Annotated in this window: 23 protein-coding genes; 11 read left to right on the plus strand and 12 right to left on the minus strand. The window is 49.5% G+C overall.

The window, feature by feature from the left end; translation table 11 throughout:
* Nucleotides 1–18 precede the first annotated feature (18 nt).
* Nucleotides 19–1239 (plus strand): glycosyltransferase 87 family protein, encoded by a 1221-nt coding sequence (locus AUMI_RS00765; RefSeq protein ID WP_231951767.1) that lies wholly within the window; start codon nt 19–21, stop codon nt 1237–1239.
* A complete protein-coding gene (gene galU, locus AUMI_RS00770) occupies nt 1233–2120 on the plus strand; it encodes a UTP--glucose-1-phosphate uridylyltransferase GalU (protein WP_096380240.1) in 888 nt (295 codons plus the stop codon). Before AUMI_RS00765 ends, galU begins: the two co-directional genes overlap by 7 nt.
* Before the next feature lie 8 nt (nt 2121–2128).
* On the opposite strand, the gene metX is transcribed toward galU, so the two are convergent.
* The 4 genes from metX to AUMI_RS00790 all read right to left on the minus strand — a co-directional run bounded on the left by metX (nt 2129) and on the right by AUMI_RS00790 (nt 6608).
* A complete protein-coding gene (gene metX, locus AUMI_RS00775; protein WP_096380242.1) occupies nt 2129–3334 on the minus strand; it encodes a homoserine O-acetyltransferase MetX in 1206 nt (401 codons plus the stop codon).
* 12 nt (nt 3335–3346) lie between these two features.
* Complete coding sequence (locus tag AUMI_RS00780; RefSeq protein WP_096380244.1) at nt 3347–4132, minus strand: crotonase/enoyl-CoA hydratase family protein; 786 nt, start codon at nt 4130–4132, stop codon at nt 3347–3349.
* 70 nt (nt 4133–4202) lie between these two features.
* Nucleotides 4203–5510, minus strand: a complete 1308-nt coding sequence (locus AUMI_RS00785) for a bifunctional o-acetylhomoserine/o-acetylserine sulfhydrylase (RefSeq protein ID WP_096380246.1) — start codon at nt 5508–5510, stop codon at nt 4203–4205.
* Nucleotides 5511–5573: 63 nt separating this feature from the next.
* The gene (locus AUMI_RS00790; RefSeq protein WP_096380248.1) at nt 5574–6608 is read right to left on the minus strand and encodes an acyltransferase family protein; all 1035 of its coding nucleotides are present in this window, start codon (nt 6606–6608) and stop codon (nt 5574–5576) included.
* 18 nt (nt 6609–6626) lie between these two features.
* Here AUMI_RS00790 and AUMI_RS00795 point away from each other — a divergent pair, with 18 nt between their 5' ends.
* The 4 genes from AUMI_RS00795 to AUMI_RS00810 are packed head-to-tail and all read left to right on the plus strand — an operon-like array spanning nt 6627 to nt 9147.
* Nucleotides 6627–7403 (plus strand): potassium channel family protein, encoded by a 777-nt coding sequence (locus AUMI_RS00795; protein ID WP_096380250.1) that lies wholly within the window; start codon nt 6627–6629, stop codon nt 7401–7403.
* Complete coding sequence (locus AUMI_RS00800; protein WP_096380252.1) at nt 7381–8097, plus strand: uracil-DNA glycosylase; 717 nt, start codon at nt 7381–7383, stop codon at nt 8095–8097. The genes AUMI_RS00795 and AUMI_RS00800 overlap by 23 nt, the downstream gene beginning before the upstream one ends.
* Nucleotides 8098–8114: 17 nt before the next feature.
* Entirely contained in the window at nt 8115–8693 is a 579-nt protein-coding gene (locus tag AUMI_RS00805; RefSeq protein ID WP_096380254.1) for a GNAT family N-acetyltransferase, read from the plus strand.
* Between the two features lie 55 nt (nt 8694–8748).
* A complete protein-coding gene (locus AUMI_RS00810) occupies nt 8749–9147 on the plus strand; it encodes an LptM family lipoprotein (RefSeq protein WP_148664032.1) in 399 nt (132 codons plus the stop codon).
* 55 nt (nt 9148–9202) lie between these two features.
* Here AUMI_RS00810 and AUMI_RS00815 read toward each other — a convergent pair whose 3' ends face one another.
* Entirely contained in the window at nt 9203–9451 is a 249-nt protein-coding gene (locus AUMI_RS00815) for a WhiB family transcriptional regulator (RefSeq protein WP_096380259.1), read from the minus strand.
* Between the two features lie 207 nt (nt 9452–9658).
* Between AUMI_RS00815 and AUMI_RS00820 the strand changes: the two genes are divergently transcribed.
* Entirely contained in the window at nt 9659–10099 is a 441-nt protein-coding gene (locus tag AUMI_RS00820) for a hypothetical protein (protein WP_096380261.1), read from the plus strand.
* A gap of 391 nt (nt 10100–10490) precedes the next feature.
* Here the strand turns inward: AUMI_RS00820 and AUMI_RS00830 are convergent, their stop codons facing one another.
* Both AUMI_RS00830 and bcp read right to left on the minus strand, forming a co-directional pair.
* On the minus strand, nt 10491–10721 hold the full coding sequence (locus AUMI_RS00830) for a helix-turn-helix transcriptional regulator (RefSeq protein ID WP_096380266.1): 231 nt from the start codon (nt 10719–10721) through the stop codon (nt 10491–10493).
* Between the two features lie 57 nt (nt 10722–10778).
* Nucleotides 10779–11246: a thioredoxin-dependent thiol peroxidase gene (gene bcp, locus AUMI_RS00835; RefSeq protein ID WP_096380268.1), complete on the minus strand. Its 468-nt coding sequence runs from the start codon at nt 11244–11246 to the stop codon at nt 10779–10781.
* A gap of 94 nt (nt 11247–11340) precedes the next feature.
* Between bcp and rfbB the strand changes: the two genes are divergently transcribed.
* Nucleotides 11341–12339 carry a dTDP-glucose 4,6-dehydratase gene (gene rfbB / locus AUMI_RS00840; protein WP_096380270.1) on the plus strand — a complete coding sequence of 333 codons (999 nt, stop codon included), beginning with the start codon at nt 11341–11343 and terminating at the stop codon, nt 12337–12339.
* On the plus strand, nt 12340–13734 hold the full coding sequence (locus tag AUMI_RS00845; protein WP_096380272.1) for a sugar nucleotide-binding protein: 1395 nt from the start codon (nt 12340–12342) through the stop codon (nt 13732–13734).
* Here AUMI_RS00845 and galE read toward each other — a convergent pair.
* Genes galE through aroA form a run of 3 tightly spaced genes read right to left on the minus strand, consistent with a single transcriptional unit; the run spans nt 13731 to nt 17180 of the window.
* A complete protein-coding gene (gene galE / locus AUMI_RS00850; RefSeq protein ID WP_096380275.1) occupies nt 13731–14756 on the minus strand; it encodes a UDP-glucose 4-epimerase GalE in 1026 nt (341 codons plus the stop codon). The two genes, AUMI_RS00845 and galE, sit on opposite strands and share 4 nt — an antisense overlap.
* Before the next feature lie 13 nt (nt 14757–14769).
* Nucleotides 14770–15804, minus strand: coding sequence for a ribosome small subunit-dependent GTPase A (rsgA, locus tag AUMI_RS00855; RefSeq protein ID WP_096380276.1), 1035 nt, complete (start codon nt 15802–15804; stop codon nt 14770–14772).
* The gene (gene aroA, locus AUMI_RS00860; protein ID WP_096380279.1) at nt 15801–17180 is read right to left on the minus strand and encodes a 3-phosphoshikimate 1-carboxyvinyltransferase; all 1380 of its coding nucleotides are present in this window, start codon (nt 17178–17180) and stop codon (nt 15801–15803) included. The genes rsgA and aroA overlap by 4 nt, the downstream gene beginning before the upstream one ends.
* An 87-nt stretch (nt 17181–17267) precedes the next feature.
* On the opposite strand from aroA, the gene AUMI_RS00865 reads away from it, so the two are divergent.
* Both AUMI_RS00865 and AUMI_RS00870 read left to right on the plus strand, forming a co-directional pair.
* Nucleotides 17268–17843, plus strand: a complete 576-nt coding sequence (locus tag AUMI_RS00865) for a sigma-70 family RNA polymerase sigma factor (protein WP_231951845.1) — start codon at nt 17268–17270, stop codon at nt 17841–17843.
* Complete coding sequence (locus AUMI_RS00870; RefSeq protein WP_096380284.1) at nt 17843–18085, plus strand: zf-HC2 domain-containing protein; 243 nt, start codon at nt 17843–17845, stop codon at nt 18083–18085. Before AUMI_RS00865 ends, AUMI_RS00870 begins: the two co-directional genes overlap by 1 nt.
* A 32-nt stretch (nt 18086–18117) precedes the next feature.
* On the opposite strand, the gene AUMI_RS00875 is transcribed toward AUMI_RS00870, so the two are convergent.
* On the minus strand, nt 18118–19068 hold the full coding sequence (locus tag AUMI_RS00875; protein ID WP_231951769.1) for an acyltransferase family protein: 951 nt from the start codon (nt 19066–19068) through the stop codon (nt 18118–18120).
* A gap of 112 nt (nt 19069–19180) precedes the next feature.
* The gene (locus AUMI_RS00880) at nt 19181–22873 is read right to left on the minus strand and encodes a multifunctional oxoglutarate decarboxylase/oxoglutarate dehydrogenase thiamine pyrophosphate-binding subunit/dihydrolipoyllysine-residue succinyltransferase subunit (protein ID WP_096380288.1); all 3693 of its coding nucleotides are present in this window, start codon (nt 22871–22873) and stop codon (nt 19181–19183) included.
* Nucleotides 22874–22893: the final 20 nt, after the last annotated feature.

The raw sequence follows: 22893 nt of genomic DNA on the forward strand, positions 1-22893 counted from the left end.
ATCTGGGGGAGCTCACCCTTGTTGTGGGCGGTTTTTGTTTTGGTCAGTGTGTGGCTGGGGTGGCAAGGCTATGTTGCTGAAGCAGTCCCATATGGAGATGTCTCTTTCGTCTATGAGATGTGGGCTGCTCAGGCAGCTCAAGGCGCAGGAACCATTGGCGTCGACACTGTGTGGGTTTACCCAGTCTTTGCGTTAGTTCCCATAATGTTGCCCCTACTTGCTGGTCAGGGCGCATACGCTTTGGGCTGGATAGTTCTCGTAACAGTTCTGAATGCTGCTGCCTTCGCGTATTTGCTTTATTCATCAAGGGGGACAACCCGTAACCAGGTAAAACGCGTGGCTGCGTGGTGGTGGCTTGCCTTTTTGCTGCTGTTAGGGCCTATCGCAGTCGCGCGGTTAGATTCAGTCATCACACCCTTTGCAATTGTTGGTTTGCTTGCTGCTTTACAACGTCCGGCTTTAGCTGGGGCATTACTCACTATTGCTACATGGATTAAAGTTTCTCCTGCGGCTCTCATCGCGGCAGTTTTGGTTGCCGTTGATCGTCGGAGAACAGTCTTTATCTCTGTCTTGGTCACCTCTGGCGTGATTGTTGCCATTGCGGTGATCCTGGGTGGGGCAAGTAACCTGTTCAGTTTTCTTGGACAACAAACCACACGGGGCCTACAAATAGAAGCTCCTCTCGCAACTCCTTTTCTCTGGCTTGCTGCGCTGGGGCAGGAAGGTTATGCCGTTTACTACGACAACGCGATTTTGACTTTCCAAGTAATGGGGGAAGGGACAAACATTGCCGCAGATCTTTCCTCGGTCCTTATTGCTCTGGGTTTCGTGGGCATATTGGGCTGGGGAATGCTGCTTCATCGAAAGGGCTCACGTCCTAGCCATGTTTTGCCCGCGGTTGCACTTGCACTCACAATGGTCCTCATCGTCTTCAATAAGGTTGGTTCACCCCAATACATTGGGTGGCTTGCTGCTCCCATCATTGCCGGGCTAGTGATGGAGCGCACACGCTTCGTCGCCCCTGCAGTTATTGCACTCGTACTGGCAGCACTAACGCAAAGCTTTTACCCTTACCTCTATGCGGGTCTGCTCAATGTTCAACCTCTTGAATTGAGCTTGCTTACGCTACGAAATATTGGGGAAGTAGTACTTCTGGCAGTTTCGGTGTGGATTCTTTATGAATCAAAGCCAAAAGCCACGTCCTTGCCTCACATACACGCAGGTAGTGTGGAATTGTGAGCAACATAACCAAGGCAGTTATTCCTGCAGCAGGCTTAGGTACTAGGTTCCTTCCCGCAACAAAAGCTTTGCCTAAAGAGATGCTGCCTGTAGTTGATAAGCCAGCAATTCAATACGTTGTTGAAGAAGCTGTTGGCGCAGGTCTTGCACATGTCCTCATGATTACAGGACGTCATAAAAACGCATTAGAAAACCATTTTGACCGCGCCGTCGAACTTGAAAACCTGCTTATTGAAAAAGGTGACAAAGACCGCTTAGGTGTTGTTGCAGAGGCAACAGGTCTTGCTGATTTGCACTACGTGCGTCAGGGAGATCCGTTAGGCCTTGGCCACGCTATTTCTAAAGCTGAAACTTTTGTCGGCAATGAACCATTTGCTGTCCTACTCGGTGATGATCTCATTGAAGCAAACAGCACTCTCCTCACAGACATGATTGAGATTGCCAACAATCAGCAAGCAAATGTTGTTGCATTGATGGAAGTACCGGAAAGCGACGTTCACAAGTACGGAATTGTTCGGCCAGGAAATCGTCACGACAACGTCGTAGAAGTCTCGGAGCTCGTTGAAAAACCATCAGCAGAAGCAGCGCCCTCGAACTTTGCCGTGATCGGTCGTTATGTATTACAACCAGGCGTTTTTGAGGTGCTCAGGAACCTTAAGCCCGGTCTGGGCGGGGAATACCAGCTAACCGATGCATTGAATGAGATGGCAGCTCACCCAGAATTAGCTGGACCAGTTATTGGCTTGGTCTTTGAAGGCCGCCGTTTTGATACCGGTGACCGACTGTCTTATCTCAAGACAATTGTCGAGCTCGCAAGTGAGCGAGATGACCTAGGCGGCGAGTTCACAGCATGGCTCAGGGGCTTTACCTCGAAGCTGTAATCCCGCACTTAGGCGGCAAGTAACCTGCTGAGTTGTTCTCCAACAAAATCAGACTCGATCAAGAATGCATCGTGACCAAAGTCTGATTTCAAAAGCGCAGGCTCATCGCCGTTGATGTTTCCTGGGATATGAGCAGCAAGTCGTTGTTGGCCAGCCAAAGGGAAGAAGCGGTCACTGTCAATACCAATAATCAGTGTGGGAATCGTGATCGATTCCAGCACTGATTCAATGCTTTCTCGATTACGACCCAAATCGTGGGAGTTCATGGCTTCAACTAGGGTGACGTAGCTGTTGGCATCAAAGCGGCGAGTGAATTTGTTGCCATGGAAGTCTAGATAGCTTGCCACAGCAAAACGGCCACCCTTGCCTAAAGGACTGATATCGCTTTGTGATGAACGATCAAAACGTTCATTGAGCTCAGCGGGTGTGCGGAAGTTCTGGAAAGAAATTCTGCGTGCCAGTGCCAGGCCCCGATACGGGCCCACGCCATCGGCTGCTTCGTAGTAGTGCCCTGCCCGGAAAGCGGGATCGAGCATGATTGCTTCAATCTGAACGGTGTTGAGAGCTATTTCATCAGCACTTGTGGCTGGTGGTGCGGCAAGCACCGCTAAACGCTCTACACGCTCGGGGAACATCGCACCCCATTCGAGTGCATGCATTCCCCCCATGGAACCACCTATAACAGCAGCCCACTTGTCTATGCCAATCACGTCAGAGAACAGAGCTTGGGCACGTGCTTGGTCACGGATTGTTGTGTAGGGGAAACGAGAGCCCCATTCGTATCCGTCCGGTGCAAGTGATGCTGGACCGGTAGAACCTTGGCAGCCTCCCAAAACATTGGGTGCAACAACAAACCACTTGTCAGTGTCTATGGCAAGACCTGGGCCAACAACTTCATTCCACCAGCCAGCTGTGGTGTGACCGCCTCCGGCGGGCCCCACAACATGGCTGTCTCCGGTGAGAGCATGGAGAACCAGGACTGCATTGTCTTTATCTTCGTTGAGGGTTCCCCATGTTTCGTAGGCAATACGAACGTGAGGAAGAGAGCCCCCACATTCAAAATCAAACGGGCCTAGATTGGCAAACTGTCGGTTTCCAGGTGCATCGCCATCGCGCCAAGCACCTGTGACGGGAGGTTTTCCGGCAACAGAACGAACCTGCTCGTCAGTGATGAATCCTGAGGGCAGGTTATCGGCGGAATCTTGCCAATCCATAGTTCATTAAGCCTACTTGCCTGAGAACGTGGGCTTTGACCTCGTCGCAAAGGAGGCAACACCCGCTTTGAAATCCTCGCTAGAGAGAAGTCCTGCTAATTCCTGGGGCAATGCACCCAAAGCTTCTATTTCAATTGCTGCTCGCGCCATTCGCGCATTCCTCAGTGTTGCTTGAACAGCAAGGGGAGCCTGATCGGCAATCAGTCCAGCAAGCTCCATTGCTCGCTCGACCTGTGTTCCGCGAGGGACTACTTCATTGATGAGGCCAATACGAAGTGCTTCCTCTGCGTTGAACGTTTCACCAGTTAGCAAATATCGAGACGCGTTGGCCCACCCAACACGAGCTGGGAAGCGGGTAGTGGCGCCACCAAAAGGCATGATTCCGCGCGTGACTTCCAACTGACCAAAGATCGTTGTCTCATCAGCAACAGAAAGTTCAGATGCCAAAATGAGCTCAACACCGAGAGTGAGACAGGTTCCTTGAACTGCCACAACAACAGGCTTGGAAATAGGCTGAGTGGTGATGCCCCAGGGATCTAGCCCGCCAGCAGGTGTGAGCTGAAGACCTGACTCATTTGCAGTTCCGAGAACGTCTGCGAGATCCAGACCTGCTGTGAAATGTTCACCTGCGGCAGAGACAACTACGACGCGGATATTGTCGTCGCGGTCTGCTTCTGCGTAGGCGAGAGAAAGCTCGGAGAGCATTTGTCGATTGGCGGCATTCATTTTTTCGGCACGGTTAAGTTGCAAATGCCTAACGTGGCCAGTGGTGGATTCAATAACAAGAGGCTCAGCCATGCAGTAGACGCTACTGCATGGCTGAGCCAAGTGATATGCGAAACCCAATGAGTTTCAAGTTGTTGTTTCTTTAGAGTGCTGCCGCAGCGGCCAGACCCTTCTCGAGGTCTGCCTTGAGGTCGTCGATGTTCTCGAGTCCAACAGAAAGGCGAACCAATCCAGGAGTCACACCAGTGGTGAGCTGCTGATCTGGAGTGAGCTGAGAGTGAGTAGTTGAAGCTGGGTGGATCACCAGTGAGCGGACATCACCGATGTTTGCAAGGTGGCTAAAGAGATCCAAGTTGTCAACAAATGCCTTACCTGCTTCAACTCCTCCCTTGAGTTCAAAGGAGAGCACTGCCCCAACGCCCTTTGGGGCATATCGGTTTGCTGCGGTGTACCACGGGCTTGAAGGCAATGCTGCGTAGTTGACGGATGCAACCTGGGGGTGTGCTTCTAACCACTGAGCAATAGCGGTCGCATTTTCAACGTGACGTTCAATACGCAGGCTCAAGGTTTCAATTCCTTGAATAATCTGCCATGCACTTGCAGGAGCGATAGAAGAACCAAGGTCACGCAGCAACTGCACACGTGCCTTGATGATGTACGCAATCGAATCGCCAAGAACGGTTGTGTAACTTGCACCGTGGTAAGAGGGGTCAGGTTCTGTCAGGCCAGGGAACTTCTCAACGTTCTTAGACCATTCAAACTTTCCGCCGTCAACAATGATTCCGCCGATGACTGTTCCGTGACCGCCTAGGAACTTGGTTGCGGAGTGAACAACAATGTCAGCTCCGTGCTCGAGAGGACGGATCAGGTAGGGGGTAGCAATGGTGTTGTCCACGATGAGTGGAACACCAGCTTCGTGAGCAACTTTGGAAACAAGTCCAATGTCCAAGATGTTGATACGGGGGTTACCAATAGTTTCACCAAAGAAAAGCTTGGTGTTGGGGCGAACGGCTGCACGCCACTCGTCAGCATCATCTTGGTTTTCTACGAAGGTAACTTCGATACCGAGTTTGGCCAGGGTGTACTTGAACAAGTTGTAAGTACCACCGTAAATAGAGCTCGAAGAAACAATGTGGTCACCTGCCTCGGCAATGTTAAGCACAGCGAAGGTCTCTGCTGCTTGTCCTGAAGAAACGAGCAGTGCTGCAGTTCCACCTTCGAGAGCAGCTACACGCTGCTCAACGACGTCCTGAGTGGGGTTCTGGATGCGGGTGTAGATATTTCCGAACTCTGCCAGAGCAAAGAGGTTCTTAGCGTGCTCGGCGTTGTTGAACACGTAAGAGGTTGTTTGGTAAATCGGGGTAGCACGAGCGTTAGTTACTGGGTCTGGCTGTGCGCCCGAGTGAATCTGCTTGGTCTCAAACTTCCAGTTGGCTTGGTTGTCACTCATGGTGTGCTCCTTATTTGGGGTAATCAAAACTTGCTTTGACGTTACGCCCAGAAAGAGAGCTACTCAACGGGAAGCGTCACGGGATGTAACAAAGAGCCAATTGAGGTTGGGCTGAACCAGAGGCTTGAACAGTTTGACCACCGGTTTTGTCGACAACGCAACGGTCAACCCAAACGAAAGAATGACTGCAAGCAAGATGTACCAGAAGGGACGTTCTCCATCGAGAACACCGTATTCACGTGAGGGGTAGAGCACGAAGGTGTGAAGTAAGTACACGTACATCGTCGCTTGCCCAAACTGCGTAAACCAGGTTTGTTCTCGAGGAATCAGAATAAGGAAAGCAATGATCATTCCTGCAGCTACAACCATGGCGGCAAGGCGCACAGCGCCGGACCACCATTGGTCGTAGCCAAATGACGCATAGCCTGCGTCATAGGTGATGAAGCTTCTGATTTGCACTTCCCGCCAAAAAGGAACGCTTAACGAAATAGCAACGGCAACGGCCAACATGAAAGCTGTTGCTGCCAAGCGCCAGCGAATGACGGACTGGGAACATATTGCCATCCAGCGCTCGCCAAGATTCCATTGACGCAGCTGCCAGCCGAATACGAAGAAGGGCAAGAAACCTAACACACGTGCAGCGGAGAAAGTTTGATCAATGGGGAAGTAACCTGCTGCGATGGAAATCACGATGCTAATCAGCAGGGGATATTTCAATGCAACCAGGTAGGGCAGAATAATGCGCCAAATAGCTAATGCAAGCAAAAACCATAATGTCCATGACGCTCGAGTCACGTCGAGCCGGAAGTTGCCGTTGTAGAGAAACAGGACTACTGACCAAATGACTTCAAAGATGAGATACGGAACAAGAATGTCTGTGAAGACTGATCTGATTCTGTTGTCATCTGGTGCTGTTCCCTTCGTGAAGTAACCAGAAACAGCAACAAACACAGGGACATGGAAGGCGTAGATAAAGACGTAAAGAGTAAATGCGGCATCATTTTCTCCCACCATCTTGGTGAGAGTGTGGCCAGCAACCATCAAAGCAATGGCACCAAAACGGGCGTTATCCCATAACGCGACCCGTTGTGTGCTCATATTTACTAGCCTAGAACTATGGAAAAGAGTCCCAAGCCACTGGTAATGAACGCAGACGGCATGTTGGTGGAAGACACACGAAGCCCTAAAGAGATCACGTGGGAGAAATACACCACGCTTCCCTTCATCTTCCTGTCCTTTATCTTTCTTCTTGGTTACTCCGTGCTCATTCTTAACGATGAGGTCTTTACTCAGGGAATAGACAAGTACATCCTTGTGATGCTCGGAATTATCTGGGTTACCTTCATCATTGACTATTTCGTTCGTCTCACACTGTCGAACGACAAGCGGGTCTTCTTCAAGCGCAACGTCATTGACCTCATTTCTATGGCAATCCCATTCACAAGACCTTTCCTTCTTTTGATGTATTTATCGCGACTGCGTTGGTTTAGAGGAAAGCAGGGTTCTTCTGTTCGAGCTCGTTTGGTCGCCTATGCTGCATCGTTTGCCTTGATGTATATCTACGTCTTGTCCCTCGCTGTGTATGGTGCAGAACGTAGAGCACCAGGGGCAAGCATCACCAGCTATGGTGATGCAGTCTGGTGGGCAATCGAAACCATTACGACTGTGGGTTATGGTGACATGGTCCCGGTCACCATCTTTGGCCGCATTTACGCCTCATTGCTCATGCTTGGTGGCATGATCATCGTTGGTGCTACGACGGCCACCGTAATTTCCTATCTCACAGAGAAAGTTCAGAGCGTTCACAAGCGAAGTCTTGATCACCAAGCTCACCAAAATTCCCACTCAGGGCATTCAACAGAACACAAAGATGACTCTCAGCCTCAATCTTGAGGAATTAGCCCAATCAGGGGATATTCATCAGAGTTGGGTTGAGCCACTTCAGTCTGTCCAACCAGTTCTACTTGAGATCCAATCACGACTTACAGGTGACCTAGATCAAGGTAGAACGTTCTTTCCTAAGCAACACAACGTAATGCGAGCGTTCACAATTCCTATTTATTTAGTCAAGGTTGTGATCCTGGGTCAAGATCCTTACCCCACGCCAGAAGATGCGGTTGGGTTGTCTTTCTCGGTTTCACCAGAACAAAGCCAACTGCCTCGTAGCTTGAGGAACATATTCACAGAGCTTCAGACAGATATTGGGTGCCCCCAGCCATCCAATGGTGACCTCACCCCTTGGTTTGAGCAGGGCGTCATGCTCTTGAACAGAGTCCTCACGGTTGAATCCGGTACAGCCGGGTCTCATCGCGGAATTGGGTGGGAAGAAGTCACGGCACAAGCTTTATCTACTCTCAACAACAGAAAAGATAAGTCGCTCGTCGCAGTCTTATGGGGCAACGACGCGATATCTGCAAAGCATTATCTGGACAAATCAGTACTTATTGAATCTGTTCACCCCAGCCCGTTGTCTGCTTCGCGAGGATTCTTCGGATCTCGGCCATTCAGCAAAGTCAACAAAGCTCTTGAAGAGCTTGGCCAGACGCCCATCGATTGGGCGTTGCCAAGCTATTCAGCGTTGTTCTAGTCGGTTAGGCTGGGCTCGTGCTTCCAGAGGAATATCTCAAACCGCGGCAGTTGCCACGGCATCTTCAAAAGAAGCCGGAGCCTGAGGCGCCTTTCTCTTTTGAAATCAGAGAAGCCCGAGAGTCCGACCTTCCTGACATTCAGGAAATCTATAACTACTACGTCATGAACTCCGTGGTGACTTTCGATGAAAACAAAATGAGCTTGACTGCGTGGAAGAAAAAGTTTGCCTATCTTCAGAAGCTCAATATGCCTTTCATTGTTGCTGTGTCCCCGGGGCACCAAGTCCTTGGTTACGCACTCGTGACTCCTTGGAAGCAAAAACGTGCCTACAGATTCACCGTGGAGAACTCTGTTTACCTCAGGGCGGCGTCTACAGGAAAAGGTTTAGGCAAAGCACTCATGAAAGAACTGATTTCACGTTCTGAACAGGTTGGCCTCAAAGAAATGATTGCCGTCATCGCGGACGGTGGGGCTGAAGCCTCCCTCAAACTGCATGAAGACTTTGGATTCAAAGAAATTGGGCGCATGGGGCGCGTTGGTTTCAAGTTTGATAGGTGGCTTGGAACAGTAATGCTCCAAAAGTCGTTGAAGTGATGTTTTCGGTAGGTCACACAGCGTGTTTTCAGGGCAATACTGTTAGTTTTCAGATGTGAAAAAGATTTTTTCAATCATTCTTGCTTTACCACTCTTATTTGCTTTAAGCGGTTGCGGAGTAAAGCCCGGCAGCTCAGGTGTGGAGCAAAATCCGACAAAGACTATTTCTGCAGAAGAAGCTGCAGTGACTTCACCAACTCCGATTCCAAGTAGTTCCGGAGGCACAGGAAGTTCCACGCCAGAAACTAGAACCGAGGTTATCTGGGCCGACTATAGTCCTGGTCTCCAATCTGAAATTGATCAAATGACCCAGAGCGGAGACTGTCGGGGTATAGAAACCTTCTTTGGAATGGCTGTTGCAACGGAAGAAAAAATGAAAGCAACCGCTGGTCACGGTAATGAAGCATTTACTGCCTATCTCAATGAAGCCTTAGTCCTTGCAAAGTGCGGGTAGTTGATTAAATAAGAATGTCTCCTGTAAACAGGATCCATTCTTTGTTAAACTTGAGTTAGCTTGCCCGACGTGCGCGTGCTGCTCGGCGCTTGAGGGCGCGACGCTCGTCTTCGCTGAGTCCACCCCACACACCAGAGTCCTGACCGGTCTCAAGGGCATACTGGAGGCACATTTCAGTGACGGTGCAGCGTGAGCAGACGACCTTGGCCTTGTCGATCTGGTCGACGGCTGGGCCGGTGTTGCCTACGGGAAAGAACAGCTCTGGGTCAACCGTGAGGCAAGCTGCGTCGTTACGCCAATCCATGATGGTACTCCTTGTTTGTGGGCATGCTAAAAAAAGACAAAAGAACATTCGGACTAGATTCGAATGACTGCCGATAGTCAGTCCCAAGGTCATTTCCAGAGCGAAAATGCCTTGCCCACCTCGACGTGGGGGCTTATCGACTTAGATAATGGTTACACGCCTTCAAGTTAAGGTCAAGACTTTTTTCACAGAAAATAGGCGATTCAGATGAATTCGGAAGAAAAACCCCTAGAAATAGGTCCTCGTAGTCAAAAAAATCGTCCGGGAAGCGCGCTAGTTGTTTTTCTGGCTGCTTTGGTTGGATGTGAGTCTTTGATTGTATTTGCAGGCGGTTTTTACTTCTTTTCACAACTATTCGTCCAAAAAACCACAAACCTAGCAGGGGCAATCGTCATTATTGTCATTACTTTGCTGATCGCCTTCTGGTTAGCGTTTGTAGGTATTGGAACGCTAAAAGATCAAGCATGGACTAAAGGCGCGATCATTACCTGGCAGATTCTCCAATTTGCTCTGGCAACATCGTTCATCGCAGGATTATCTGCATGGCAGCCGATTGGATGGTTACTCGCTTTTATTGCAACCGTGACAACAGCAACATTTGTGGCTGTTATTGTCCGTTCGGCCCCCGAAAAAAAATCTAGCTCTTAAGCACTCCAACACCACTTGCAACAAGGTGTTCACCTTGGCAAAGGTGCGGTTGAAAAGGGCATTCGCTCACTCTTCCATGCGAATTGCTGAGACCCATTTCGAGCCCATGGCTTTCAGGAAGTTCTTCGAGTACAGAAGCAATAGGCGGCCAGGTTGGTTCTTCTCCCGGGAGGACAGGACGAGCCGCCACCCACTGTATTGCCCGGTCCTGATTAGGGCCAACTTTGAAGGAGTCGATTGTATAACCGCACCCTGCGTGGTCTAGTTTTTCCAAAATGGACGTGATGCCCACCGATTCCCCCATTATTTGTACCATGACTGTCTCTCAAATATAGCGTCCCTGAGTGCGTAAAGTGCACACAATTGGCTTAGGAAGGGAAACTAGTCTGAACTACAGACATTTTGAGGCAAGGAGATCTTGGGGATCTACTTCTAAGGCCTGAGAAATGCTGAAGAAGTTAGACATTGTCGGAGAATAATGCCCGTTTTCAATTCGGTTTATGGTTTTTCTGTCCAAACCAGCTTTGAGCGCAAGATCTGCTTGTGATAGTCCTCTTGACTTGCGAAAAGCGCGAATTGAAGTCGCGAGTTTGTGTTCATAACTTTCGATGTCTTGTGACATCTTTATCAGACTTTCGAGCAGAGGAAATGGGCTGTTATCAGTATGGCGGATAGTTGTTCACATACCTAGTTTCAACATAAGCGAGGCTACGTGACCGGTTGCTTTGACGTTATACAGAGCAAGCTCAATTTTTCCTGACTCATCGATCACGAACGTCGAGCGGACGACTCCCATAACGGTCTTTCCATACATCGATTTCTCGCCATAGGTTCCGTATGCATTGTGAACAGTGAGCTCTGGATCACTCAGGAGGGGAAAGGTCAAGCTTTCAGTAGTTTCAAACTTCTTGAGCTTGGAGAGTGGGTCTTTGGAAACTCCGAGTACGACATACCCCTTGTTTGCAAGTTGACTTAGGTTGTCACGGAAATCACATGCCTGCTTGGTGCAGCCTGGAGTGGAAGCGGCAGGGTAGAAGTAGAGGATAACTTTCTTCCCAGCAAAGTCGCTCAGACTGACAGATTTGCCATCCTGATCGGGAAGGGTAAAGGAGGGTGCAGTTTGTCCAGCTTCAAGTCGTGTGCTCATGCACCAAGCGTATTAGCCATGTGTAATCTCCGCTACCGCTAACAAGCCAGATAAACTGGTCTTCACATTGAAATTAGTTTGTTGAGGTGTTTTTGTGAGCAAGATTCTGGTCACTGGTGGTGCAGGTTTTATTGGTTCAAACTTTGTGCACTATCTCATGGACAACACCGACCATGAGGTTACTGTTCTAGACGCCCTCACCTACGCAGGCAACAAGGCATCCTTGGAGCACCTTCCTTCCAACAGATTCAACTTTGTACACGGAGACATCCGCGACGCTGAGTTAGTTGACGAACTTTTCAGCAAGAACGACACAGTAGTCCACTACGCGGCAGAGTCTCACAATGACAACTCCCTAGATAATCCACGTCCTTTCCTTGAGACCAACATCATTGGTACTTACACGCTGCTAGAAGCAGCACGTAAGTTCGACACCAGACTTCACCACATCTCCACAGATGAGGTTTATGGCGATTTAGAACTCGATGACCCCGAACGGTTCAGCGAATCAACTCCTTACAACCCCTCCAGCCCCTACTCTTCAACTAAGGCAGGAAGTGACCTTCTTGTCCGTGCATGGGTTCGCTCTTTTGGCGTTCGCGCAACAATCTCCAACTGTTCCAACAACTATGGTCCCTACCAACACGTTGAGAAGTTCATTCCTCGTCAAATTACAAACGTCATCCGTGGAATCCGACCAAAGCTTTATGGCGCAGGGGAGAACGTCCGCGACTGGATCCACGCCGATGATCATTCCAGTGCTGTCATGACAATTGTTGATAAAGGTGTAATCGGAGAGACCTATCTCATCGGTGCAGATGGGGAAAAGAACAACAAAGAAGTTGTTGAACTTATTCTCACCACAATGGGACAGCCTGCTGACGCCTATGACCACGTAACCGATCGAGCAGGTCACGACCTTCGTTACGCCATTGACTCAACCAAGCTACGCACTCAGCTGGGGTGGAAGCCCTCACATGCTGACTTTGAATCAGGTCTAGCTTCAACTATTGAGTGGTACAAAAACAACGAAGCATGGTGGGCGCCAACCAAGGACGCAACAGAAGCGTTCTATGCCACTAAGGGTCAGTAAATGACTGAGTTTGGTAAATCACTCTCGATTCAAGAGACCAGCATCCCCGGTCTCTTGATACTCGATTTACCTGTTCACGGTGACTCTCGAGGCTGGTTTAAAGAAAACTGGCAACGCGAGAAAATGCTCGCACTAGGCCTTCCGGATCTAGGACCGGTTCAAAACAACATCTCGTTCAATGACGAGATCGGAACAACTCGCGGAATTCACGCTGAGCCTTGGGACAAATATGTTTCGGTTGCAACTGGAAAAATATTTGGGGCTTGGGTTGACCTTCGTGAAGGTGAAACTTTTGGAGCGGTGTTTACTGCTGAATTAGATCCCTCCAAAGCAATCTTTGTGCCAAGAGGCGTGGCCAACTCCTACCAAACTCTTGAGGCTGACACCGCATATGTTTATCTTGTCAATGATCACTGGAGCCCCACAGCTGAATACACATTCTTAAACCTGGCTGATGAAACGGCTGCTATTCAGTGGCCTATTCCGCTGGAGAACGCACTGCTTTCTGAGAAGGATCAAGCGCATCCTCGCCTTGCAGATGTTGTCCCTATGAAACCTAAGAAAACACTCATTCTCGGGGCAAATGGACAACTTGGTCTTGCATTGAGGAAAGAATTTCCCGATGCGGAATTCGCTAGCAGAACTGAAATTGATGTTTCAGATCCTGCGTCTCTGTCAGCGGTGGATTGGAATTCTTTTGAAACAGTCATCAATGCCTCTGCGTTCACTGCTGTTGATGCTGCGGAGACACCTGAAGGTCGGCAGAATGCGTGGGCAACAAACGTCAGCTGTGTTTCAGAACTCGTCAAGTATTGCAGTGCTCATTCGGTCACTCTTGTTCACGTCTCTAGCGACTATGTCTTTGATGGTACAAAGCAAGGGGAGTACACCGAAACTGATGCACTTTGCCCGTTGGGTGTTTATGGGCAAACGAAGGCTGCAGGTGATGCTGCTGTGGCAACCACACCTCGCCACTACATCCTCAGAACAAGCTGGGTTATCGGAGAAGGTAACAACTTCGTTCGCACCATGGCTTCCCTAGCTGAAAAAGGAATAAACCCCAGTGTGGTCAATGACCAAATAGGTCGACTCACTTTCACAGCTGATCTCGCATCTGCTAGCAGACACTTACTTGAATCTAAAGCTCCTTTTGGTGTCTACAACATGACGAACTCAGGTGAACCAGTAAGCTGGGCAGACATTGCTCAGAAGGTATTTGAGCTAACAGGGCATGACGCTAATCGCGTCACTGGAGTCACAACGGCTGAATACTATGCAGGAAAAGAAGGAATTGCCCCTCGTCCTCTAAATAGTGTTCTTTCGCTCTCGAAACTAGAGCAAACAGGATTTTCCCCAGCTTCCTGGGGCGAAAGACTAACGGAGTACTTGGCTTAATTCTTTCCGTATCCATCAGGATTATGTGATTGCCATCTCCATGCGTCAGCGCAACCGTCTGAAACTGTTCGTTTTGATTTCCAATTAAGCAGTTGGTGTGCCTTTGCCACATCTGCATAGCTGGACTCAATATCCCCTTCTCTTCTTTGGGCGAATTTATAGGGAATTGTTAGTTCAGCAGCCTTTTCAAAAGCGCTATGAAGTTCCAAAACAGACGTCCCAGTACCTGTGCCGAGATTTATGGCTTCGAAGCCTTTCGAATTGAAATTCAGCGCTGCGACATGGCCTTCAGCCAAATCCATAACATGAATGTAATCTCGAATTCCAGTTCCATCAGGAGTGTCATAGTCATCACCGAAAATTGAGAATTCGCTCAATTTTCCTGCAGCAACCTGGCAAATATACGGCGCAACATTGTTTGGTGTTTCTTGAGAATCCTCTCCAATTATTCCGCTGGGGTGAGCGCCAATGGGATTGAAATACCTCAAAGCTATTGCTTGGAATTCAGGATTTGAAACGCAAACCTCTTTGAGAATCTGTTCACAAAAGAACTTTGTATATCCATAGGGATTGGTAATCCCCTCCCCGGTTTTTGCGATTTCACTTACGGGCAATACTTCAGGGTTGCCATATACATTTGCGGATGAGCTGAAAATAAATTTAGGTGCTTTCGGGTCAGAATCCGCATAAATTACTTCAAGTAAGGAAAGAGTTGAATTAAGGTTGTTATCGAAATATGCGAGTGGTTTCGCAATCGATTCACCGACAGATTTATATCCTGCGAAGTGAATGATTGCGTCAATTTTTTCCTTTGAAAAAAGAGACTTCAAAGCTTGTTTATCACAAACATCATTTTCGTGAAATTCAATAGACGTTTCAGTTATTTGTTCAACACGCTTTATCGACTCGAAGCTGCTATTGCTGAGGTTATCAACGACAACAGGTATATGGCCTGCTTCAATAAGCGCCAATACAGTATGTGAACCTATGTAACCAGCGCCACCTGTAACTAAAACTTTCATATTTCCCCGATGACTAATTTGCTTTGAACGTCAACAATAGACGTTGTAGTGAATCAATTCTTTGAGCGCCATTCTTTCCAAGTATTCCACTTGATAGTGACTCGTTGAGATAACAATCCGGCGCATCCTCCAGATGTGAACAACCTCGCGGGCAATCTTCGGCAATTTCTGCCAAATCAGCAAATGATCCCAAAATTTTGTCTGGATTAACGTGCCCTAACCCAAAAGACCTCACACCAGGGGTATCAATGATCCATCCGTCACCAAACGGTGTCTCAAGTTTGAAACATATGCTTGAACTGGACGTGTGGCGACCTCTGCCAGTCACCTCGTTGACGTGACCGGTCGCTCTTTTGGCATCGGGGACTAAAACATTGACCAATGTTGACTTTCCAACACCTGAGTGCCCAACGGCAACAGTGGTGTGTCCAGCTAGTGCTTTCTGGAGATCTTCAACTGGAACTTGGTCAGTTCCACTCCGGAAGATGGGGATATTCAAGCTTTCAAAGTTAGCGAGGAATTCGCTGGGGTCGTTTGTGTCACACTTTGTGACGACCAATAGAGGCGTAATTCCTGCATCGAAGGCAGCAACGAGATACCTATCAACCAAGCGAACCCGTGGCTCTGGGTTCGCGGCTGCGATAACTATGAGTAATTGATCTGCATTAGCAACAATGACACGTTCAACCTCGTCTGTGTCATCAGCACTTCGTCGAAGAACAGTTGTTCTGGGCTCAACACGAACAATGCGTGCAAGGGAACCATGAACTCCTGTTATATCTCCGACAACATTGACGATGTCGCCGACCACAATGGCGTTTTTACTCAGCTCACGGGCTCGAGAACAGGTGACGGGTACTTCATTTATTAGTACGGTGTAACGCCCGCGATCAACACCAGTCACCATGCCTTGGACAGCATCCGCATGGTCTGGACGAGTCTTAGTACGAGGTTTGTTTGCTTTGGGGTTGGGACGTATCCGAATATCGGATTCGTCATATTGCTCACTCAGCGAGCTTTCATCAGAGTCGGAGCTCCACCAACTCATGGCCGTTGTGGCTCCACAAGACTCGACCATAACTCAGGGAACTCAGGGAGGGTCTTTGACGTTGTAGCGATGTTTTCTACCTCAACACCTGAAACCACGAGGCCAATAATGGCTCCCGAGGTTGCCATGCGGTGGTCCTCATAGCTGTGCCACACCCCACCATGGAGATGCGCAGGTTCAATGTGAAGGCCATCTTCTAGCTCAGAGACTTTGCCACCAAGTTTGGTTATCTCTGTTGCCAAGGCTGCTAAACGGTCCGTCTCATGGTGGCGAATGTGGCCAATGCCGGTAATCGTGCTGGGGCTTGAGGCTAATGCAGCTATTGAGACAATAGCTGGCGCTAATTCACCGCCTGTTGTGAGATCGAGAGTGATGCCCGAAATGACCGGTTTGCCAGATGCATCAACACCTCCTGTGACAGTAACTTTCTCACCCTCCCGTGTAACTTGTGCACCAAAAAGTGGCAGGATTTCCAGCAGGTCATTACCCACCTGCGTAGTGTGCTCAGGCCAGCCAGAGATGGTGACACTTCCCCCGGTCACAACAGCGGCAGCAAGAAATGGTGCAGCGTTGGATAAGTCGGGCTCGATCTGAACATCAACAGCAGAGATAGGGCCAGGCTTCACCATCCAGTGGCCAACCTCGGGGTTCTCTACCTGAACACCGCGCTTCCGAAGAACCTCGAGAGTCATCTCGATGTGGGGAAGACTTGGCAGGCGCTCACCAGAATGGGAGAGGTCTATGCCCTGCTCAAAGCGCGCTGCGGAGAGAAGCAAACCCGAGACAAATTGGCTGGAACTGGAAGCATCTATGGTGAGTTTTCCACCCGTAACCGAACCAGTTCCGTGCACAGTAAAGGGCAAAGAGCCACGACCCTCATCGGCAACATCAACGCCTAGCGCTTTGAGAGAGGAGATGGTGGTTGCCATGGGGCGTCTGCGCGCACCCTCATCACCATCAAAAGTTGTGGGACCGAGTGCGAGGGAAGCCACCGGAGGCAAAAACCTCATGACAGTTCCGGCTAGACCGCAATCAATCGTTGTTGAGCCGGTGAGTTCTCCTGGGGTGACTTTCCAATCTGAGCCGAAAGCACCGTCGCCAGGAACCTCTTCAATAGTTGTTCCAAGTGACCTGAGAGCTTCAATCATGAGTCTGCTGTCGCGTGAATGCAGCGGGCGATGAATAATCGAAGGCCCATTTGCTAGAGCGGCAAGCACAAGCTCACGGTTTGTCAGTGACTTCGAACCTGGGATTTGCAGTGACCCAACTACTGGTGACCTAGCTTGAGGAGCTTTCCAGTGCGCGGTTGTGTCCTCGGGAACATCGTTTGACCCATATGGGTCAAATTCTGGCCGGGAATAAGGAGTTGTCTGCATCTGTTCTAGGTTATCGAGGATTACAAAGGAGTGCTCACTATGGCAACTGCGCTGTTAGAAGAACGGGCAGGCGTAGGCTTGTCAGTAATGACTTCTGCAGCCTCTGCCCGTAGCCAACTCTTTGAAGAGCAGGCAATGGAGCACATTGATAAGCTTTATGCGCATGCCATGCGCAAGACTGGCAATTCAGCAGACGCCAATGACTTAGTGCAAGAAACCTATCTCAAGGCATTTGCCGCTTTTGATCAGTTCCAGCAGGGAACAAATATCAAAGCATGGTTGCATCGCATTCTTGAAAATACCTACATCAACCAATACCGCAAGCAACAGAATCAGCCTTACTATTCCCCGCTCGAAGAATTAGAAGATTGGCAACTTGGGGATGCAGAAAGCAGAACGGCCACATCAAGCCGTTCTGCTGAAGCAGAAGCAATTGATCACTTGCCTGCAAGTGCCATCAAAGATGCCCTGCAGGCACTCCCCGAGGACTTCAGAGCTGCGGTGTATTTGGTGGATGTTGAAGGATATTCCTATCAAGAAGTTGCAGACATCATGGAGTCACCAACTGGAACTGTGATGAGCAGACTTCACCGAGGAAGAAAGCTCCTCAGGGAGCAATTAGCTGACTATGCGCGAGAACAAGGTTTTGGAAAGGACAAATAATGGGTGATTGCGGTTGCGAGAAGGCCAAAAAGGACCTTGAAGAATACCTCCACAATGAACTTTGCAGTGAAGAGGCAGCAGATATCCGTGAGCACATGGAAAACTGCCCTGATTGTGCTGATGAACACCGTGTTGGTGTTGTCCTTACTGAAGCAGTTAAACGTGCATGTAAAGAAACAGCTCCCGAGGAACTAAAAAAAGAAGTTTTGAAAAAGTTTCGAAACATGCAGATTCATCAGTAATTGCGGTAGACAGAAATAATTCACTGATTGAATTATTTGTTTTGGAATCTGCAGAGGTCAGCTGACTTGAGTTTGAGAATCTTTTTTTCCAACAAATGCCAACTCAAGAAAGCAAGAAGGTAAGTTGTCGTAGCACAGATAGCAAAATATGGAAGAATTCCGAGGGCTGTTACACCAAAGAATGTTGCTGTTTGTTGAACCGGCCAGCCAAATAGATATACCCCGTATGAGTAATCGTTTCCGCCAAAATTGGGAAGAAATCGGACATTAAGTCCCACCCAAAGAACAAATAATCCAAGGGTAAGGATTCCTAATTGTTCAAACCCAAAGAAAAAATATGTCACCGCTGAGGCTATGAGGGCGGACGTTGGGATCCACCATTTTTTCAAGTCAAGTAAGTAACTTCTTAGGAAAAAAACCAACGATCCCACAGCAAACATGAGGATAAATTTTGCTGACCGGTCATCAACCTGTCCCACCAATGCGGGAATGTTAACAATCTGTAGATAAATCCAGGAAATACCTGTAATCAAACCAAGAATTTTCAGATTCAACAATCTCGTGGCTGCAAGTAACGCGATTCCGACATAGCAGAGGAATTCCCAGTAGAGAGTGTAAAGCGGCCCATTCCACATACTCGGGAAGGGATTGTCAGATAAGGTTCCACCGATACCGATTTGCCCCTGAACCAAGAAGAAATTGTTGAGGATAAATCCAAGAGCAGGAGGATTTGCTGAAGTTAAATAACTAGAGAGCCCTTGTGTTGTCCTCCACACAACCGGGGCAAACACACCTGTAACGACAAGCAAAGAAAACCAATATGCAGGGAATATTCTGATAATACGGTGCCAAATGAATCTTGCACTATCAACATTAAGAGCGCTTTTTGTAATCAGATACCCAGATATAGCGAAGAAACATTCGACCGCTAGAATTCCTAAATTATTGAAATCTCTACCAGGGTCAGTTCCAAATCCGCCCAAAGGCCAAGTGTGAGAAACAAGAACTGTGAAAGCCAGCAGAAGCCTCAAGAATCCAATACTGTTAGTTTTCAACTTTTTCTTTTTTTGAGAAACCAAATATGGTTTCGGATGATTACAATTGCAGCGAAAGAACTCTACTGAGAATTTCAGCAGCTTCTACCGCATGACGCTTTGCAGAACCTACTGCGGGTGATGCCGAGGCGTGGCGTGAAACGTTTCGTAGAACGCGACCTTCAAGCTGTGGAGATACTTCCATCAACATGAACGGCCAAGCACCCTGGTTTGCAGGCTCATCCTGGAACCACACCAACTCAGCGTTGGGGTAGGTGGCAAGAACTGCGTTGAGCTGCTGCATCGGTGCAGGATAGAACTGCTCGAGGCGAACCACTGCAATTTCTGGGTTTGGTGCTTTCTCCAGCTCAGCAACAAGGTCGTGGTATGGCTTGCCTGCAGTCAGGATCACGCGTTTGACTGCATTGCGGTCAAGCTGGCGGGGGTCGTCAATGACAGGTTCGAAGACTCCTGTTGTGAAGTCTTCAACGTTGCTTGATGCACCACGTAAGCGGAGCATTGCCTTGGGCGTGAACACAATCAGCGGCTTGCGAGGTTGTGAGTATGCCTGGCGACGAAGCAGATGGAAGTAGGAAGCAGGTGTCGATGGGCGTGCAACAATCATGTTGTCTTCAGCACAGAGTTGCAGGAAGCGCTCAATGCGTGCAGATGAGTGGTCAGGTCCCTGCCCTTCATAACCGTGAGGAAGAAGCATTACAACTGAGGAACGCTGTCCCCACTTCTGTTCTGACGAGGAGATGTATTCGTCGATGACGGTTTGCGCACCGTCTGCGAAGTCACCAAACTGTGCCTCCCACAGAACCAGTGCATCTTCACGCTGAACGGAGTAACCATACTCATATCCGAGAACGGCGTATTCGCTCAAAAGTGAGTCATAAATCCAGAAGCGTCCCTGGTTTTCGCTGAGGTTCAGAAGGGGCAGCCATTCCTGTCCATTTTCACGGTCATGGAATACTGCGTGACGTTGAACGAAGGTTCCACGGCGAACATCCTGGCCGGTCAATCGAACTGGCTTACCTTCAAGCAAGATCGAACCGAAAGCAAGAAGCTCTCCAAAGCCCCAGTCGATGTCGCCGTTACGGCTCATCTCAAGGCGCTTAGCGAGCAACTGCTGAAGCTTGCTGTGGACAGTGAATCCTTCAGGGACATTGTTGAATGCATCACCGATACGGTGAATGACGGAAATGTCGACACCTGTTGTTGCTGGGGTGAGCACTTCGTTGCTGAGCAAAGCTCCACCAGTGACGGTGTCGTTTGCCCCCACGGTTGTGTGGGTTCCGGTCTGAGCAGCGTGAGTTTCAGCAAATGCGGTTTCCAGCTGTGCCTGGAAGTCAGCTTGTGCTTTGTCGAACTCTTCTTGAGTGATGTCACCACGACCAACCAAAGCCTCGGTGTATAGACGACGAACCGAGCGCTTAGCCTCGATGAGGTTGTACATCAGTGGCTGAGTCATCGAAGGATCGTCACCTTCGTTGTGACCGCGGCGGCGGTAGCAGACGAGGTCGATAACGACGTCTTTGTTGAATCGCTGGCGGAATTCGAATGCCAAGCGGCCTACACGAGCAACTGCTTCAGGGTCATCGCCATTGACGTGCCAAATGGGAGCCTGGATTGTCTTCGCAACGTCTGTTGCATAGACAGAAGTACGAGATGCTTCAGGAAGTGTGGTGAAACCAACCTGGTTATTGATCACAATGTGAACTGTTCCACCGATCCGGTATCCGCGCAGCTGGGACATTTGGAGGCCCTCAAGAACCACGCCTTGACCGGCCATAGCGGCGTCACCGTGAATAAGGATAGGCAAGGTGGTGAATGTTCCGATGGGCTTGAGGTCCTGCTTTGCACGGACGATGCCCTGGAGAACGGTGTTGACAGTCTCCAAGTGAGATGGGTTGGCTGCGAGGGAGACGGGGATGGTCTTACCTTCGGCAGAGGTGAAGATTCCTTCTGTACCAAGGTGGTACTTCACATCTCCAGAGCCTTGAACACTCTTGGGGTCTTGAGTTCCCTCGAACTCACGGAAGATCTGGCCATAGGTCTTTCCAGCAATGTTGGTGAGAACGTTGAGGCGACCACGGTGGGCCATACCGATACCAACACCATCGAGTTCTGCAGTTGCAGCATCCTGGAGGATTTCATCCAAAAGAGGAATAACAGACTCGCCACCTTCTAGGCTGAAACGCTTCTGTCCTACGTATTTGGTCTGAAGGAAGGTTTCAAAGGCTTCTGCCTCGTTGAGCTTGCCAAGAATACGCATTTGCTCATCGTGGCCTGGCTTTTCGTAGGGGCGCTCTACCTTTTCCTGAATCCACTTGCGCTGTTCTGGGTCCTGGATGTGCATGTATTCCAGACCTACTGTGCGGCAGTAGGAGTCGCGAAGGATTCCGAGAATCTTGCGCAGGGGAGCGGTACGTGTTCCACCAATCCCGCCGGTGACAAATTCACGGTCAAGATCCCAGAAAGTGAGCCCGTGAGTTTCAATTTCAAGATCGGGGTGAGTGCGCTGCTTGTACTCGAGCGGATCAATGTCTGCCATGAGGTGGCCACGGACACGGTATGCGTTAATCAGCTCTTGAACGCGTGCAGTCTTGTCGATTGCAGAACCGAGGTTCACGCTGACATCTGTGCTCCAGTGAATGGGTACATAAGGAATACGCAGAGCAGCAAAGATGTCTTCGTAGAAATTCCGTTGACCGATAAGCAACTCGTGCACAATCTTCAAGAATTCACCGGAACCAGCACCTTGGATGACCCTGTGGTCGTAGGTGCTGGTCAGGGTCAATACCTTGCTTACAGCAAGGTCAATGAGTGTTTCTTCACTCGCGCCTTGGAACTCAGCGGGGTAATCCAGAGCACCTGCACCAATGATGCAGCCTTGTCCCTTCATGAGGCGAGGAACAGAGTGAACAGTTCCAATTCCGCCTGGGTTAGTCAGGGATACAGTGATTCCCTTGAAGTCATCTGCAGCCAGCTTGTTGGTGCGAGCTTTGACAACGAGATCTTCATAAGCAGCAAGAAATTCACCGAAAGTCATCGTGTCTGCACGCTTGATGCCAGGAACCATGAGTGCACGTGTGCCGTCAGGCTTGGGAACGTCAACAGCAAGGCCAAGGGTTACGTGAGCAGGGGAAACCAGCGCTGGCTTGCCATCTACCTCGTCGTAGTAGACGTTCTGGCTGGGGAAGGACTTGAGAGCTTGAACCAAAGCCCAGCCAATGATGTGGGTGAAAGAAACCTTACCACCGCGGGTGCGCTTGAGATGGTTGTTGATAACAATGCGGTTATCAATAAGAAGCTTGGCGGGTATTGCACGGACGCTTGTTGCTGTGGGAACAGTCAAAGACTGGTCCATGTTCGCTGCCAAAGTCTTTGGCATGCCCTTGAGGATTGTGACAACGTCCTCTTCCTCAGATTCTGCGGCGGAGAAGTCTTGTGCAATAACAGGCGCGTCTGCAGGAATAGGGGCGGATTGTGCCGGGCGTGAGGTTGTGGTCGCTACTGGTTGAGTCTCAGTGCCTGTTGTTGGGGCGGGTGCAGGTGCTTGAGTTTGCGTTGGTGCTGGAGTAGCGAGGGAGGTGAAACCAGACTTAGCCGCGTATTTCTCAAGGGTCGGCCACCATGTCGGGTCAACTGAATTTTTGTCTACGACGAAGCGCTCGTAGAGCTCCTCGACCATCCATTCATTAGCGCCGAATTCATCGGCTGCACCGCCATTTTCAGTCTGGTTCGACACAGCTAAAGTCGCCCACTCTC

The organism is Aurantimicrobium minutum (genome assembly GCF_002355535.1).
Classification (GTDB): domain Bacteria; phylum Actinomycetota; class Actinomycetes; order Actinomycetales; family Microbacteriaceae; genus Aurantimicrobium; species Aurantimicrobium minutum.